We start from the raw sequence: 14,214 nt of genomic DNA, 5'->3' as shown, positions 1-14,214 counted from the left end.
AGTTTTAGGAGAGGATGCCTGAAAGGCCTGTTCTATGTGCGCCGCAGCATCTCATTGTGCAATTGCGAAGAAAGTGTCCGTGCTTGCATGTCTTGCAATCGTAACCCGTACGCACGATAAACGATCTGCCTGATGCAAGCCCGGCTCCCCCTGCGGGCTATCCAGGACCGGAAGGGTGTGATGCAGCGCACAAGATTATGCGACGACTACCACCCCTAACCGCCATCGAGGCTTTCGTTCAGGTTGCCCGGCTCGGCTCGATCAAGGCCGCGGCCGAGGAGTTGGCGCTCTCCTCCCCCGCGCTCAGCCGTCGCGTCCAGGCGCTGGAGCGCTTCATAGGCAAGCCGCTGTTCGAACGGCGCCACCAGGCGCTGGCGCTCAACGACGATGGCGAGCGGCTTTTGAGCCTGATCGCTCCGGCGCTCGATTCGATGACCGACGCGATCGAGGCGATGACGAGCGGGACGGAGGTGCTGCGCCTGCGCCTGGGCGTGCCGCCGCTGTTCGCCACCCAGCAGCTTCTGCGCCGCCTGCCGGAGCTGAAGCGCCGCCACCCGGAATTGCACCTCGATGTCGATACCGCCGGCCACGGCACGGCACGGCTGGGCGACGGGCTCGACGCGGCGATCGTGATCGCGCGCGATGTCGATCCGGGGCTCTACACGCGCCGGCTGGATCGCAACCGCGTCTATGCGATCGGTGCCCGCGCGCTGGTGGAGGGTCCCAATCCGGTGACCCGGCCGGAACAGCTCGCCGGCCTCACCGCGCTCGTCCACCGCGACATGCCGGAGAATTTCAACGCCTGGCGCGCCGCCGCGGGGCTGGGCGAGGTCGAGATGGCGGTCGACTATTTCGATTCGGGATCGCTGATGCTGGAGGCGGCGGCCCAGGGGCTGGGCATCGCCTTCATGCTCGAAACCCATTTCGAGACGGCGCGCGATTCGCGCGTCGTCCGGCTGTTCGATATCACGGTGGACAGCCAGTACAGCTATTGGTTCGTGTGCCGCCCCCGCGCGCTGTCGCAACGTGCGGTGCGTATCTTCCACGATTGGCTGATCGCCGCGCTTTCGCCCGCGGCGGATTGATCGCGCGCCCGGCCGGGAGATCCGGCCGGGCGGCGCTTCTGCGCGCTTATTCGGCGCGCGCCTGCACGATCTTGCCGGGGGTGCGCGGCGGCTCGCCCTTGGGCAGCGCGTCGACATGCTCCATACCCTCGGTCACTTCGCCCCACACGGTATACTGGCCGTCCAGGAAGGTCGCGTCGTCCAGGCAGATGAAGAACTGCGAATTGGCGCTGTTCGGATCGGGTGTGCGCGCCATCGAGCAGACGCCGCGCACATGCGGCTCGCGGCTGAACTCCGCCTTCAGGTTGGGCTCCTTCGAACCGCCGGTGCCGGTGCCGCTGGGATCGCCGCCCTGCGCCATGAATCCGTCGATCACGCGGTGGAACACCACACCGTCATAGAAGCCGCTGTTGGCAAGCTTGGCGATGCGATCGACATGGCCGGGGGCCAGATCGGGGCGCAGGCGAATTTTCACATCGCCGGTTTCGAGCGTCATGACGAGCTGGGTGGGGGTGGACATCGAAATAGCTACTCCTTGATTTGCGGCAGCAGGTAAGGCGCGCGTGCGCGACTTGCAAATCCCTCCGCCGCGTTTAGGAGCGCCTCGACCGGGCCGTGGCGTTGGCGCACCGCGAAGAAGGAGGTCGGACGATGAGCGAGACCGAGCTTCACGCCGCCGACACCCCGGCGCCCGAGAGCGAGCTGGACGAGGACGACCGGCTGAAGCCCGAGTTCGTCAGTGCCGTTCTGGAGGCGGTCGACGCGGGCGATGTGGAGACCGCGCGGGCCCGGGTGGAGCCGCTGCATCCCGCCGACATCGCCGACCTGTTCGAGCTGACCCCGTTCGACAAGCGCCAGGCGCTGGCCGCGGCGATCGGCGACCTGATCGACGGCGACGTGCTCGCCGAGATGAACGATTGGGTGCGCGAGGCGCTGGTCGATGCGTTGGAGCCGCACCAGGTCGCCGATATCGCCGCCGAACTCGATACCGACGACGCAGTCGCGATCATCGAGGACATGGAGGAGGAGGACCAGCGCGCCGTCCTCCGCGCGCTCGATCCGGACGATCGCGCCGCGATCGAGGAAGCGCTCTCCTATCCCGAGGAATCCGCCGGCCGCCTGATGCAGCGCGAGCTGATCGCGGTGCCCGAGCATTGGACGGTCGGCGACGTCCTCGATTATCTGCGCGGCAACGAGGGGCTCTCCACCGATTTCTGGGAGATCTTCGTCGTCGATCCCTCGCATCATCCGGTGGGCACCTGCGCGCTCTCCTGGATCCTGCGCACGCCACGGTCGATCTCCGTCGGCGACGTCATGAAGCGCGAGCAGACGCTGATTCCGGTCGAGATGGACCAGGAAGAGGTGGCGCTGCGCTTCCAGAAATATGCGCTCATCTCGGCCGCCGTGGTGGATGGCGACGGGCGGCTGGTCGGCATGATCACGGTGGACGACGTGGTCCACATCATCTCCGAGGAAGCCGGCGAGGACGTCCTGCTGCTTTCGGGCGCGGGCGAGGGCGACATCAACGAGCCCGTGGTCGATTCCTACAAGGCGCGCGTGCGCTGGCTGGTGGCGAACCTGGGCACCGCGATGATCGCCGCGACGATCATCGGCCTGTTCGAAGGCACGATCGCGAAGATGGTGACGCTGGCCGCGCTGATGCCGATCGTGGCGGGCGTGGGCGGCAATGCCGGCACCCAGACGATGGCGGTCACGGTGCGCGCGCTCGCCACCAACCAGCTCACCGATTCGAACAGCCTGCGCACGATCCGGCGCGAGATACTGGTGGCGCTGCTCAACGGATCGACGATCGCGGCGGTGATCGGAACAGCGGTGACGCTGGTGTTCTGGAACGCCGCGCTGGGCGCGGTGATCGCGGCCGCGATGCTCGTCAACATCGTGATCGCGGGCCTGGCCGGGGTGATCGTGCCCCTGACGCTCGATCGCTTCCGCGCCGATCCGGCGGTGGCGTCGTCGATCTTCGTGACGATGGTGACCGATTCGATGGGCTTCCTGGTCTTCCTGGGCCTTGCGACGGCGGCAGGACTCACCAGTTAGGGACGGTGTGGCGGGGCCGGCCTGCCGAACGGCCTCCAGGCCCAACTCCCGGAAAACAGGACCCGATGCCGCTTCATCTGACCAAGGTCGCTTTCGGCTGCGACAGCCTCGCCTATCTCGCGGAGCGGCTGGCCGCGCGGCAGGGGCCGGTGGAACTCACCACGCGCTACCTGCCCAAGCGGCATGAGGAGATCGTGGAGGGCGGATCGCTGTTCTGGATCCTGAAGCACCAGCTTGTCGCGCGCTCGCCGATCCTCGGCTTCGGCGAGGCTGAGGGCGGCAAGACCGCGATCCGCATCGCGCCGCATGCTATCCCTGTCCAGGCGCGGCCCAAGCGCGCGCACCAGGGCTGGCGCTATCTGGAGGGCGCGGATGCCCCGCCCGACCTGCTCTCCGCAAGCGGCGGGATATCGGAGATGCCACCCGAGCTCGCCGGAAAACTGGCTGGGATGGGGCTTATCTAGAGACTGACCCGGTTAGGCAGTCCCGGCCCGCTCGATCAGCACGTCGCCCAGCACCAGCACGTCCATCTTCGTGCGCAGGAAACAGTCGAGCGCTTCCTCGGGCTTGCACACCACCGGCTCATTCTCGTTGAACGAGGTGTTGAGCACCATCGGCACGCCGGTTTCCGCCGCGAACGCTTCGATCAGGCGGTAGTAGCGCGGGTTGGTGGCGGCATGGACGGTCTGGAGCCGGCCGGAGCCGTCGACATGCGTCACGGCGGGAATACGCGGGCGCTTGTCCTCGCGGATCTGGAACACCTGCATCATGAAGGGGACATCGTCGTCCTCCTCGAACCAATCCGCCACGCCGCGATCGAGCACCGAGGGGGCGAAGGGGCGGAAGCTTTCGCGCCGCTTGATCTTTAGGTTCAATATGTCCTTCATGTCGGCGCGGCGGGGATCGCCCAGGATCGAACGGTTGCCCAACGCGCGCGGGCCCCATTCCATCCGCCCCTGGAACCATCCGATCACCTTGCCTTCGGCGATGGCATGGGCGGTGCGTGCGCACAGCTCGCCCTCGTCGGCGTGGCGGGTGACGGTGCATCCGGCCGCTTCGATCTCCGCCGCGCGCGTTTTCAGCAGCGCGTCGACCTCGGCATCGCTGGCGCCCGGGCCCCAATAGGCGTGATCCATCACGAAGCCGCGCGGATTGCCCAGCGAATGCCAGTGCGCGAATGCCGCGCCGATCGCCCCGCCGGCGTCCCCCGCGGCCGACTGGACATAGACGTGCGTATAGGGGGTGCGGCGGCGCACCTTGCCGTTCGCCACCGAATTGGCCGCGCATCCGCCCGCTAGCGCGATATTGGTGGTGCCGTGGCGCGGCTGGACGGTGTCGAGCAAGTGGAAAAAGGCTTCCTCGTACAGCGCCTGCACCGATCGGGCGATGTCGCGATGCTCCTGCGTCAGCTCGCCCGCCTTGTCGCGGCGCGGGCCCAGCAGTTCCTCCAGCTTGCCGGTGAACAGGTCGCCCACCGCGGGCATCCCGTCCTCCCACTGATAGGCGACGCCTTCGCGGTGATGCCTGAAATAATCGAGGTCCAGCTCGAACCCGCCGTCGGGCTTCAGCCGCACGATCCGGCGCAGCGCGTCGACGCGGGTCGGCTGGCCATAGGGCGCCAGCCCCATCACCTTGTACTCGTCGCCATAGTGCGGAAAGCCCAGATACTGGGTCAGCGCCTGATAGAAGATGCCGAGCGAATGGGGGAAATAGACCCGCCCCTCCACCTGCATCGTCGCGCCGCGGCCCACGCCCCACACCGCGCTGCTGAAATCGCCGAAGCCGTCCACCGACACGATCGTCGCCTCGTCGAACGGCGACACATGGAAGGCCGAGGAGAGGTGGGCGATGTGATGCTCCACGGGCACCACCTGCCCGCGGAAGGCGGGGCCGGGCAGCGTATCGGCCAGATGCTCCTCCACGCCCTTGCGCTTGCCGCGGTTGCGCAGCCGTTCGAGGATGAAACCGGGGTTTGGCCGGGACTTCGCGACATAGGCCAGCTTGCGCCACAGATGCGCGCGGCTGTCCTGGTTCATCGCGATCACGTCGACGTCGGCCAGCGTCGTGCCCGCCTCTCGCAGGCAATAGGCGATGGCTTCGGACGGGAAGCCCGCCCAGTGCTTCAGCCGGCGGAAACGCTCTTCCTCCGCCGCCGCGATCAGCTTGCCGTCCCGCACCAGGCACGCCGAAGAGTCGCCGTGAAATGCGTTCAAACCCAGGATTATCATGGGGCCCCTCGACTGGTCACCTCTCCGGTGCGGGCCTTCTCTACCGGCGTTGCGGCCGGTGCGAAAGGGGCCCCGGTTCAGCGGTGGAGCAGGAAAACCGCGTGTTCCGCCAACAGGTTCGCCATCGCCGATCCGGTGCCCCGATCGCGCGAGAGGAACCAGCAACCCTCCACGGTGATGCCGCGCTCGGCCACCAGCGCGCGGAAATCGTCCACCGTCACATGATGGATATTGGGCGTTTCATACCAGGCGAGCGGCAACGACCGGGTCACCGGCATCCGCCCGCCCCACAGCAGCGATAGCCGCACCCGCCAGTGGGCGAAGTTGGGGAAGGAGACGAAGGCGCGCTTGCCGATGCGCAGGAGCTGTTCGAGGATCAGGTCCGGCCGCCGCGTCGTCTGCAGCGTCTGGCTGAGAATCGCATAGTCGAAGCTGGCGTCGGGATAGTCGGCCAGATCGGTATCGGCGTCGCCCTGCACCACCGATAGCCCGCGCGCCACCGCGGCGGCCACATCGGCCGGGTCCAGCTCCAGCCCGCGCGCGTCGCATCCGCGATTGTCGCGCAGCGCCGCCATCAGCGATCCGTCGCCGCAACCGACGTCCAGCACGCGCGATCCCGGCGCGACATGCGCGGCGATCAGGGCAAGGTCAGGGCGCAGGCTCATGCATAGACCCCGGGATTGTCGCGCAGCATCAGCCGCTCCGGATGCGGCGCGCGTTCCCAGCCCAGCCGTTCGTACACGGTGTGCATGTCGCGGGTGAACAACAGCCAGCGCCGCAGCCCCTGAAGCTCCGGATGCGCGTGCAGCGCCTCGATCATCGCGCGCGCCACGCCGCGGCCGCGCCACGCCTCCAGCACGAAGACGTCGGCCAGATAGGCCATGGTGGCGCGATCGGTAACGACGCGCGCCAGGCCGATCTGGGCATCGCCATCGAACGCGCTGGCCGCGATCGAATGCTCCAGCGCCCGCGCCACCGTCTCTCGCGGGATGCCGGGCGACCAGTAGCTGGAGGCGAGGAAGCCATGGATGACGTCAAGCTGCCGCTCGGCCGGATCGAAGGAGATGCGCACGTTCACCGCCGCTCGCCCGCGCGCAGGAAACCGTCCACCACCCGGCTCAGCTCGGGCGATTCGAGCAGGAAGGCGTCGTGCCCGAACGGCGAATGCAGCTCGACGAAGCTCACCGGCGCCCCGGCCGCGTTCAGCGCATGGACGATCGATCGCGATTCGGGCGTGGGATACAGCCAGTCGGTGTCGAAGCTGACGAGGCAGAAGCGCGTCGCCGTGCCGCGGAAGGCATCGGCCAGCCGCCCGCCATGCTCCTCGGCCAGGTCGAAATAATCCAGCGCACGGGTGATGTAGAGATAGGAGTTGGCGTCGAACCGGTCGACGAAGCTCAGCCCCTGGTGCCGCAGATAGCTTTCCACCTGGAAATCGGCGTCGAACCCAAAGGATTTGGCATCACGCCCCTGCAGCCGGCGGCCGAACTTCTCGGTCAGCCCGGCTTCGGACAGATAGGTGATGTGCGCCGCCATCCGCGCCACCGCCAGCCCGGCCGCGGGGGGATCGTTGTCGGCATAATAATCGCCGCCGCGCCATTTGGGATCGGCCATGATCGCCTGGCGCCCCACCTCGTGGAAAGCGATGTTCTGCGCCGAATGCCGCGCCGCGCTGGCGATCACCACCGCGGATGCGACGCGATCGGGATAGGTCGCGGCCCAGCTCAGCGTCTGCATCCCGCCCATCGATCCGCCCACCACCGCGAACAGCCGGGCGATGCCCAGGTGATCGAGCAGCATCGCCTGCGCGCGCACCATGTCGCGGATGGTGATCACCGGAAAACTCATTCCCCATGGCCGCCCGGTCGCGGGGTTCACGCTGGCCGGGCCGGAAGAGCCCAGGCAGCTTCCCAGCGCGTTGACGCAGATCACGCAGAAACGATCGGTATCTACCGGCTTGCCCGGCCCCACCATGCGCGTCCACCAGCCGGGCTTGCCTGTCACCGGATGGTTCGACGCGACATGCTGATCGCCGGTCAGCGCGTGGCAGATCAGGATCGCGTTGGAAGCGTCGGGCGCCAGCGTGCCATAGGTCTCATAGGCGATGTCGACCGGCGACAGCAGCCCGCCGCCGTCGAGCCGCAGCGGGCCCGGCAGCGTCACGGAACGGGAAAGCCCGAACCTCGGGTCGATGCGCGGATCGTCGGACACTGGCGGGTGGTTAGGGGCGGCAGCCCCCGGGTTCAAGCGGATTGGGGCGGCAGCCGCCGTCCCGCGATTGCCTCGGCCGCCAGCCGCCCGGTTTGCGCGGCGCCGTTCATATAGCCGGGATAGGCATCGGACAGATGCTCGCCGGCGAAGAAGATGTCGCCGGATCGCGCGACCTGGCTTTCGCCCGGATCGTCCGATTCGAGCCACAGCAGCCCGCCGAAGCGGGTGAGCTGGCCTGGCGGATAGTTGACGTAGCCGCCCTGGCTGAACGGATCGGCACGCCATCCGGTGCGCCGCCACGGCCCCTGCGCCACCGCGGGGATCAGCCCCGGGATGGCGTGTTCGGATGCCTGGGCAAAGCGGCGGGCCAGTTCGTCGGCGGCGCCGGGCTCGGCAGCTTGCGCGCCGCCCAGATACCAGGTCCAGATGGGATCGACGCGCCCGGCCAGGTGGACGCTGCCGTCCCACCCTTGCGAATATCCCTGTTCGTCGGCCTGCCACAGCTCGCCGCCGGTGCCCATCGGCCCCTGCCACGGCATCGCGCCCGCCGCGGCCTGCACCTTCTCGTTCGTGCCCAGCTCCATCTCGGCGATGAAACGCTGCCATTCCCGGTCGATCGGCACGCCATATTCGATCTGGCGCAGCACCGGGGCGGGCAGCGCCAGGATCAGCGTGTCGGCCTCCGCCATGCTGCCGTCCATGAAGTGAAGGCGCAGCGGGCCCTGTCCGCGCTTGTCCGCCCGGTCGATCCGGCGGAGCTGGCGGCCCAGCGCGATCCGCGCCGCATGGCGATCGGTCATCGCCGCGATCAGCGCGCTGCTGCCGCCCTCGATCACCAGCCGTTCGTCGGCACCGCCCAGCACCTCGGCCCGTTCGCCGTTCACGGTGGGCAGGTTGAAGATCAGCTCGATCGCGGAGGCGCGATCGGGCTCCACGCCATATTCGGTGCGCGCCGATTCCTCCAGCAGGCGGCGGATCCAGGGCTCGGCGATCAGGTGCGAATGGCGATCCAGGTATCCGCGGATCGACATGCCGTCCAGGATGCGCGCGGCATTGGCATGGTCGCGGTCCAGCCAGTCGGCATGCACGCCGATCTGCGCGGCGATCGGGCGCAGCCCCTCGGCCAGCGCCTCCTCGCCGATCAGCGTGCCGTTGGCCAGGATCAGGGTGCGGTGCGGCGCTTCCTTGCGGTCGATCAGCTTCAGCCCGAACCGCGCGATCAGCGCATGCATATCGTCATGGTCGGTGTTGACCAGTTGGGCGCCCGCCTCGAACGCCGGGCCTTCCGCCGGGCGCTGGGTCAGAATCCGCCCGCCGGTGCGCCGGCGCCCTTCGTACAGGCAGGCGTCGATACCGTTGCGGCGCAGGTGGTGGAGCGCGCTGAGCCCCGCGATCCCGCCGCCGACGATCGCCACGCGCCCCGGCGCGGCCGCGCGCGCCGGGCGAGGGAGCGCCGCCACCGCGCCCGCCGCCAGCATCGCCTTCAACAGCGCGCGGCGGGTGGCGCCGGGGCAGGCGGGCACGGGCGCGCGATCGCCGGCTGCGGCCAGATTGCTCCGCCGTGCCGCCGCCAGTGCCTTCCAGAGCGTGTCGCCCGCCCGCATCCCCGTGTACCGATTCTCCTTGCCGGGGCCGGGCATAGCCGCCGCCACCTTGCTATTGCGTAACCGTTCGGCCAAGCGGCGCACCATGACCGGACCTGTAGCCAAGCCCTGGATCCTAGAGATCGCGCCCTATGTCCCCGGACGTTCCACCACGCTTTCGGGAAAGAAGGCGATCAAGCTTTCGTCGAACGAGAACCCGCTGGGCACCTCGCCGGCGGCGCGCGACGCCTTCGTCTCGGCAGCGGACAGCCTGGAACGCTATCCCGATTCGGGCGCGCACGATCTGCGCGAGGCGTTGGCCGCGCTGCACGATCTGGACCCCGCGCGGATCATCTATGGCAACGGATCGGATGAGGTGCTGCACCTAGCCGCCGGCGCCTTCGCCGGGCCGGGGGACGAGATCATCTACGTCAACTACGGCTTCACCGTCTATCCGATCGCCACGCGCCGCGTGGGCGCAACCCCGGTAGTCGCCCCCGATCACGATTATGCGACCGATGTCGACGCGATCCTGGCCTGCGTCACCGATCGCACGCGGATCGTGTTCGTCGCTAATCCCAACAATCCCACCGGCACCTATGCCACGCGGGCGGAGATCGCGCGGCTGCACGCCGGGCTGCCCAGCCATGTGCTGCTGGTGCTCGATCACGCCTATGCCGAATATATCGACGGCGATATCGACGACGGCGGGATGGAGCTGGCGCGCGACGCCCCGAACGTGCTGGTGACGCGAACCTTCTCAAAGATGTACGGGCTGGCCGCGGAGCGGATCGGCTGGGGCTATGCCGCCGCGCCGATCATCGATGCGATGCACCGCATCCGTCTGCCCTTCTCGATCACCATCGCGGGCACCGCGGCGGCGATCGCCGCGCTGGGCGACACGGCCTTCGTCGAACATACCCGCGCGCACAACGCCGAATGGCGCCGCTGGTTCTCGGACGAGATCGCCAAGATGGGCAACGCCGGCCTGCGCGCCGTGCCCAGCCAGGCGAATTTCGTGCTGGTGCTGTTCGAGGGGCGGCTGACCGCCGAGCAGGCCTATAGCGGGCTGATGGAGGCCGGCTATATCGTGCGCTGGCTGCCCGGACAGGGGCTGCCGCACGGGCTGCGCATCACCATCGGCACCGAAGACGACAACCGTGGCGTGATCGCCACGCTGCGCAAGCTGGCGGGCGAGCACTGATGCAGCCCGCGCCTTCCGGAGACGCGCTGCAACCGCTTCCCTTCGGGCGCGTGACGATTATCGGGCTGGGGCTGATCGGCTCGTCGATCGCGCGTGCGGTGCGGCTTTACATGCCGGGCGCGCGCGTCACCGGCTATGACGCTGATCCGGCGGTGCGCGATGTGGCGGTGCGCCTGTCACTGTGCGACGCGGTTGCCGATACGCCCGGCGCGGCGGTGGCCGATGCGGAGTTCGTGATCTTCTGCGTGCCGGTGGGCGCGATGGGCGAGGCGGCGGCGTCGATCGCCGCCGGTCTGCCCGCCAACGCGGTGGTGAGCGATGTCGGATCGTGCAAGGAAAGCGTCGTCGAGGCGCTGTCGGCCGCGCTGCCGGGTGCGATCATCGTCCCCGCCCATCCGGTGGCGGGTACCGAGAACAGCGGGCCGGAATCGGGCTTCGCCAGCCTGTTCCGCAACCGCTGGTGCATCGTCACTCCCGCGCCGGACGCCCCTGCGCTCGCGGTGTCGCGCGTCGTCGCCTTCTGGGAGCAGATCGGCGCCGAGGTGGAGACGATGGAGCCGCACCATCACGATCGCGTGCTGGCGGTGACCAGTCACCTGCCCCACCTGATCGCCTATACTATCGTCGGCACCGCATCGGACCTGGAGGAGGTCACCCGTTCGGAGGTGATCAAATATTCGGCCGGCGGCTTCCGCGACTTCACCCGCATCGCGGCCTCGGACCCGACGATGTGGCGCGACGTGTTCCTGGCGAACAAGGAAGCGGTGCTCGACATGCTCCAGCGCTTCTCGGAGGATCTGTCGGCGCTCCAGCGCGCGATCCGCTGGGGCAAGGGCGACGAGCTGTTCGATCTCTTCACGCGCACCCGGGCGATCCGCCGCTCGATCCTTGAAGAAGGCCAGGACGACGCCCGCCCGGACTTCGGCCGCGCGCACGAATAGGTGGTGGGACGGGCTGGTGCCGCGCCTTCAGCCCTTGGCCAGCGCCTCGGGCTGGAGCGCATTGATGCCCTTGTGGACCAGCGCCTCGGCCTCGTCGCGCGGCAGGCCCGGCGGGATGGCATCGCCGAAGTGGAAGGTGATGACGCCCGGGCGCTTGGCGCCGCCCTTGGGCCACACATGCCCGCTCTTCACCGCCACGGGCACCACGGGCAGGCCCAGCATCCGGTACAGCCCGGCAAAGCCCGATTGCAGCCATGGCGCCTCTCCCGGCGCCACGCGCGTGCCCTCCGGAAAGATCATCACCGATCGCCCCTCGGCCAGCGCGGCCTTGGCGTCGCGCATCATCGATCGCATCGCCTTCGCGCTCGCCTTGCGGTCCACCACGATCACGCCATAGCGCCGCGCACTCCAGCCCCAGACCGGGATCTGCGTCAGCTCGCGCTTCATCACCGTCGCCGGAGCGCGCAGCAAGCGGGTGAGCTCCAGCGCCTCGAAGATCGATTCATGCTTGGCGGCAAACAGCACCGGCCCTTCCGGCACCTCGCCCTCGCATTCGACGCGGATGCCCAGGAATATCCGCGCCGACCAGCGCAGCGTGCCCGCCCATGCGTTGCAATAGGCGCGCATCGGCCCCCGCCCGAACAGCGCCGCGACCGGCGCCAGCAGCACGATCGGCACCGACAGGGTATAGAAGAACGCCGAAAAGGCGATCGTGCGCAGCCAGTTGATCATCCCGCCCCCACCAGAATCGCGGCACCGCGCAGCAGCCATTTGTGATATTCGTAGAGCAGGGTAGCGAAGCGCGGGTTGGTCCGCACGGCGTCGCCGGAAATCGCCACGTCGCCGCCCAGCAGCTTCGCCAGCTCCATCCGCGCGCGCGGCATATGCCAGTCGGAGGTCACCAGCCGCACCGAACGATAGCCGCGGCGGCGCACCCAGGCCGCCGTCTCGCTGGCGTTGGAGCGCGTGTCGCGTGCCTCGCGGCCCAGATCGATGCAGCAATCGAACAGCCGCCGGTCGGCCTTGTAGGCGATCGCCAGCTCATGCGGCCGCACGTCGCGATCCACGCCGCTTACCAGCATGCGCTTGGCCATCCGCGTGCGCATCAGCTCGATCCCGCGATCGATGCGGCCGGGGCCGCCGGTCAGCACGACGATCGCGTCGGTCTTGCCTGGCGGCAGCGGGCGGCCGAGCGACAGCATGAAGACGGCGAAGCCCAGCACCCACGCGACCAACGCCAGCAGCGCGATGCGGAGGGCCAGGCGGATCACAGCGTCTTGGCCAGCGCGCGCAGCACCGCGACCCGCGCGGCGAAGGTGGCGAGCAGCGCGAAGCTGAGCGGCAGGAGCAGCAGCAGGAACCAGTCGCGCTGCTGGAGCGCTACGCCGCTCATCAACTCCGATCCCAGCGCGTCGAAGCGCGATTGCAGCAGCCAGATCAGCCCCAGCGCCAGCGCGGCGCCGATCGCGCCGCCCAGCAGCGTGTCGATAGCGATGCGCCGCTGGAACAGCCGGGCGACCTGGAGGTCGGTGGAGCCGAGCATGTGCAGCACCTCGATCGTGTCGCGATGCGTGTCGAGGCCCGCGCGCGCCGCCAGCAGCACCACCGCCGCCGTGGCGCTCGCCATCAGCAGCACCAGCCCACCCGCCAGCCAGGTGAGCGTCGCCATGAAGCTGCGCACGGGCGACAGCCATTGGGCATGCCGGTCCACCCGGGCGGAGGGCGCAATGCGCCGCGCCGCCTCCTCGGTCGCGCGCACGGCCGCGTCGCCGCGCACGTCGACGTCGATCATCGCGGGCATCGGCAGGTCGGGGTCCAGCCCGGTGTCGCCCAGCCAGGGCTTGAGCAGCTCGGCCAGCCGCGCGCGATCCACCTCGGCCGCCCGCACCACGCCCGCGGTGCTGCGTAGCGCCGCCACCAGCTCGCGCGCCTGCCGGTCGCGTACCGCCGCGTCGGGCTCGACGATCTGCACCGTCAGGCGCCCCGAAAGCTGGCGGTCGAGCTGTGCCGTCGCCGCCAGCATGCCCAGCCCCAGCCCGCCCGACAGCACGGTGAGGAACAGCATCACCGACATGATCCAGGTCATCGCGCGCGTGCGGCGACCCTCGTCGAGCAGCCGCCGGTCGGGCGCGTTGGGGTTGAGGCTCAGCTTCATGCCGGGCTCGCCGGTGGATGGCGCAGCGCGCCGGTGGGATCGTGCAGCCGTCCCTTTTCCAGCCGCATCATCCGCGCGTTGGGGATGCGATTGAGCAGGTGGAAATCGTGCGTGGCCACCACCACGGTGGTGCCCAGCCGGTTGAGGCTATCGAACAGGTGGAGCAGCCGTTCGGCCATGTCGGGATCGACGTTGCCGGTCGGCTCGTCCGCCACCAGTATCTCCGGCCGGCCGATCACGGCGCGGGCGATGGCGATGCGCTGCTGTTCGCCGCCCGAAAGCGTCGGCGGCTTGGCCTTGCCCCGGTCGGTAAGCCCGACCCAGGCGAGCATCTCGCGCACCGGCGCTTCGATATCGCTCTCCGGAATGCCGGCCACGCGCAGCGGCAGCGCGATATTGTCATAGGCGGAGAGGTGGGGGAGCAGCCGGAAATCCTGGAACACCACGCCGATGCGCCGCCGGAATCCGGGCAGGCGCGCGCGCGGCAGCACCCCCGCATCCTCGCCGAACAGCCGCACCACCCCGCGCGACGGCCGCTGCGCCAGATAGAGCAGCCTCAGCAGCGACGTCTTGCCCGCGCCCGATGCGCCGGTGAGGAAATAGAAGGAGCCGGAGGTGAGCGTGAAGCTCAGGTCCGATAGCGTCTCGGTCCCCGTGCCATAGCGCAGGCCTACATTCTCGAACTGGACGATGTTGGCCATGCCCGACGCCATTTCGCACAGCCGCCCGCGCCGCTCAAGCACGTGCGGCGCCCCACCGCTTGTAGCGCG

15 protein-coding genes are annotated in these 14,214 nt (G+C 68.9%); 5 read left to right on the top strand and 10 right to left on the bottom strand.

The window, feature by feature from the left end; genetic code table 11:
- The first annotated feature begins 197 nt into the window (after window positions 1-197).
- Window positions 198-1,085, top strand: a complete 888-nt coding sequence (locus OM513_RS02330) for a LysR substrate-binding domain-containing protein (RefSeq protein ID WP_264942528.1) — start codon at window positions 198-200, stop codon at window positions 1,083-1,085.
- A 46-nt stretch (window positions 1,086-1,131) separates the two neighbouring features.
- Here OM513_RS02330 and OM513_RS02325 read toward each other — a convergent pair whose 3' ends face one another.
- Window positions 1,132-1,584, bottom strand: coding sequence for a peptidylprolyl isomerase (locus OM513_RS02325; RefSeq protein WP_264942527.1), 453 nt, complete (start codon window positions 1,582-1,584; stop codon window positions 1,132-1,134).
- A gap of 131 nt (window positions 1,585-1,715) precedes the next feature.
- On the opposite strand from OM513_RS02325, the gene mgtE reads away from it, so the two are divergent.
- Both mgtE and OM513_RS02315 read left to right on the top strand, forming a co-directional pair.
- The gene (gene mgtE, locus OM513_RS02320; RefSeq protein ID WP_264942526.1) at window positions 1,716-3,122 is read left to right on the top strand and encodes a magnesium transporter; all 1,407 of its coding nucleotides are present in this window, start codon (window positions 1,716-1,718) and stop codon (window positions 3,120-3,122) included.
- A 65-nt stretch (window positions 3,123-3,187) separates the two neighbouring features.
- A complete protein-coding gene (locus OM513_RS02315; RefSeq protein ID WP_264942525.1) occupies window positions 3,188-3,586 on the top strand; it encodes a DUF1489 family protein in 399 nt (132 codons plus the stop codon).
- 12 nt (window positions 3,587-3,598) lie between these two features.
- Here OM513_RS02315 and OM513_RS02310 read toward each other — a convergent pair whose 3' ends face one another.
- From OM513_RS02310 to OM513_RS02290, 5 genes are all read right to left on the bottom strand, one after another.
- Window positions 3,599-5,350, bottom strand: coding sequence for a carbamoyltransferase family protein (locus tag OM513_RS02310; RefSeq protein WP_264942524.1), 1,752 nt, complete (start codon window positions 5,348-5,350; stop codon window positions 3,599-3,601).
- 77 nt (window positions 5,351-5,427) lie between these two features.
- Window positions 5,428-6,015 carry a methionine biosynthesis protein MetW gene (gene metW / locus OM513_RS02305; protein ID WP_264942523.1) on the bottom strand — a complete coding sequence of 196 codons (588 nt, stop codon included), beginning with the start codon at window positions 6,013-6,015 and terminating at the stop codon, window positions 5,428-5,430.
- Window positions 6,012-6,428 carry a GNAT family N-acetyltransferase gene (locus OM513_RS02300; protein ID WP_264942522.1) on the bottom strand — a complete coding sequence of 139 codons (417 nt, stop codon included), beginning with the start codon at window positions 6,426-6,428 and terminating at the stop codon, window positions 6,012-6,014. The genes metW and OM513_RS02300 overlap by 4 nt, the downstream gene beginning before the upstream one ends.
- Window positions 6,425-7,561 carry a homoserine O-acetyltransferase MetX gene (gene metX, locus OM513_RS02295; RefSeq protein WP_264942521.1) on the bottom strand — a complete coding sequence of 379 codons (1,137 nt, stop codon included), beginning with the start codon at window positions 7,559-7,561 and terminating at the stop codon, window positions 6,425-6,427. Before metX ends, OM513_RS02300 begins: the two co-directional genes overlap by 4 nt.
- A gap of 32 nt (window positions 7,562-7,593) precedes the next feature.
- A complete protein-coding gene (locus tag OM513_RS02290) occupies window positions 7,594-9,165 on the bottom strand; it encodes a flavin monoamine oxidase family protein (RefSeq protein ID WP_264942520.1) in 1,572 nt (523 codons plus the stop codon).
- Window positions 9,166-9,250: 85 nt separating this feature from the next.
- On the opposite strand from OM513_RS02290, the gene hisC reads away from it, so the two are divergent.
- Complete coding sequence (gene hisC / locus OM513_RS02285) at window positions 9,251-10,348, top strand: histidinol-phosphate transaminase (protein WP_264942519.1); 1,098 nt, start codon at window positions 9,251-9,253, stop codon at window positions 10,346-10,348.
- A complete protein-coding gene (locus OM513_RS02280) occupies window positions 10,348-11,289 on the top strand; it encodes a prephenate/arogenate dehydrogenase family protein (protein WP_264942518.1) in 942 nt (313 codons plus the stop codon). Before hisC ends, OM513_RS02280 begins: the two co-directional genes overlap by 1 nt.
- 27 nt (window positions 11,290-11,316) lie before the next feature.
- Here the strand turns inward: OM513_RS02280 and OM513_RS02275 are convergent, their stop codons facing one another.
- The 4 genes from OM513_RS02275 to ftsE are packed head-to-tail and all read right to left on the bottom strand — an operon-like array spanning window position 11,317 to window position 14,145.
- Window positions 11,317-12,021 carry a lysophospholipid acyltransferase family protein gene (locus OM513_RS02275; protein ID WP_264942517.1) on the bottom strand — a complete coding sequence of 235 codons (705 nt, stop codon included), beginning with the start codon at window positions 12,019-12,021 and terminating at the stop codon, window positions 11,317-11,319.
- Window positions 12,018-12,551, bottom strand: coding sequence for a YdcF family protein (locus OM513_RS02270; RefSeq protein WP_380916262.1), 534 nt, complete (start codon window positions 12,549-12,551; stop codon window positions 12,018-12,020). Before OM513_RS02270 ends, OM513_RS02275 begins: the two co-directional genes overlap by 4 nt.
- Window positions 12,552-12,556: 5 nt before the next feature.
- Window positions 12,557-13,444, bottom strand: a complete 888-nt coding sequence (locus tag OM513_RS02265) for a cell division protein FtsX (protein WP_264942516.1) — start codon at window positions 13,442-13,444, stop codon at window positions 12,557-12,559.
- Window positions 13,441-14,145, bottom strand: a complete 705-nt coding sequence (ftsE, locus tag OM513_RS02260; protein ID WP_264943016.1) for a cell division ATP-binding protein FtsE — start codon at window positions 14,143-14,145, stop codon at window positions 13,441-13,443. Before ftsE ends, OM513_RS02265 begins: the two co-directional genes overlap by 4 nt.
- Window positions 14,146-14,214 lie beyond the last annotated feature (69 nt).

Origin of the sequence: Sphingomonas canadensis (assembly GCF_026013525.1) — a bacterium.
GTDB classification, from domain to species: Bacteria; Pseudomonadota; Alphaproteobacteria; order Sphingomonadales; family Sphingomonadaceae; genus Sphingomonas; species Sphingomonas canadensis.
Note: the sequence above shows the minus strand (reverse complement) of the source record. Positions and strands in the feature narration are given on the sequence as shown.

Bases quoted from the DNA above. Each gene is read 5' to 3' on its own strand.
- mgtE (WP_264942526.1), top strand. From the start codon at position 1,716: ATGAGCGAGACCGAGCTTCACGCCGCCGACACCCCGGCGCCCGAGAGC.
- OM513_RS02280 (WP_264942518.1), top strand. From the start codon at position 10,348: ATGCAGCCCGCGCCTTCCGGAGACGCGCTGCAACCGCTTCCCTTCGGG.
- ftsE (WP_264943016.1), bottom strand. From the start codon at position 14,145: ATGGCCAACATCGTCCAGTTCGAGAATGTAGGCCTGCGCTATGGCACG.
- metW (WP_264942523.1), bottom strand. From the start codon at position 6,015: ATGAGCCTGCGCCCTGACCTTGCCCTGATCGCCGCGCATGTCGCGCCG.
- OM513_RS02275 (WP_264942517.1), bottom strand. From the start codon at position 12,021: ATGATCAACTGGCTGCGCACGATCGCCTTTTCGGCGTTCTTCTATACC.
- hisC (WP_264942519.1), top strand. From the start codon at position 9,251: ATGACCGGACCTGTAGCCAAGCCCTGGATCCTAGAGATCGCGCCCTAT.
- OM513_RS02325 (WP_264942527.1), bottom strand. From the start codon at position 1,584: ATGTCCACCCCCACCCAGCTCGTCATGACGCTCGAAACCGGCGATGTG.
- OM513_RS02315 (WP_264942525.1), top strand. From the start codon at position 3,188: ATGCCGCTTCATCTGACCAAGGTCGCTTTCGGCTGCGACAGCCTCGCC.
- OM513_RS02265 (WP_264942516.1), bottom strand. From the start codon at position 13,444: ATGAAGCTGAGCCTCAACCCCAACGCGCCCGACCGGCGGCTGCTCGAC.
- OM513_RS02310 (WP_264942524.1), bottom strand. From the start codon at position 5,350: ATGATAATCCTGGGTTTGAACGCATTTCACGGCGACTCTTCGGCGTGC.
- OM513_RS02330 (WP_264942528.1), top strand. From the start codon at position 198: ATGCGACGACTACCACCCCTAACCGCCATCGAGGCTTTCGTTCAGGTT.
- OM513_RS02290 (WP_264942520.1), bottom strand. From the start codon at position 9,165: ATGCGGGCGGGCGACACGCTCTGGAAGGCACTGGCGGCGGCACGGCGG.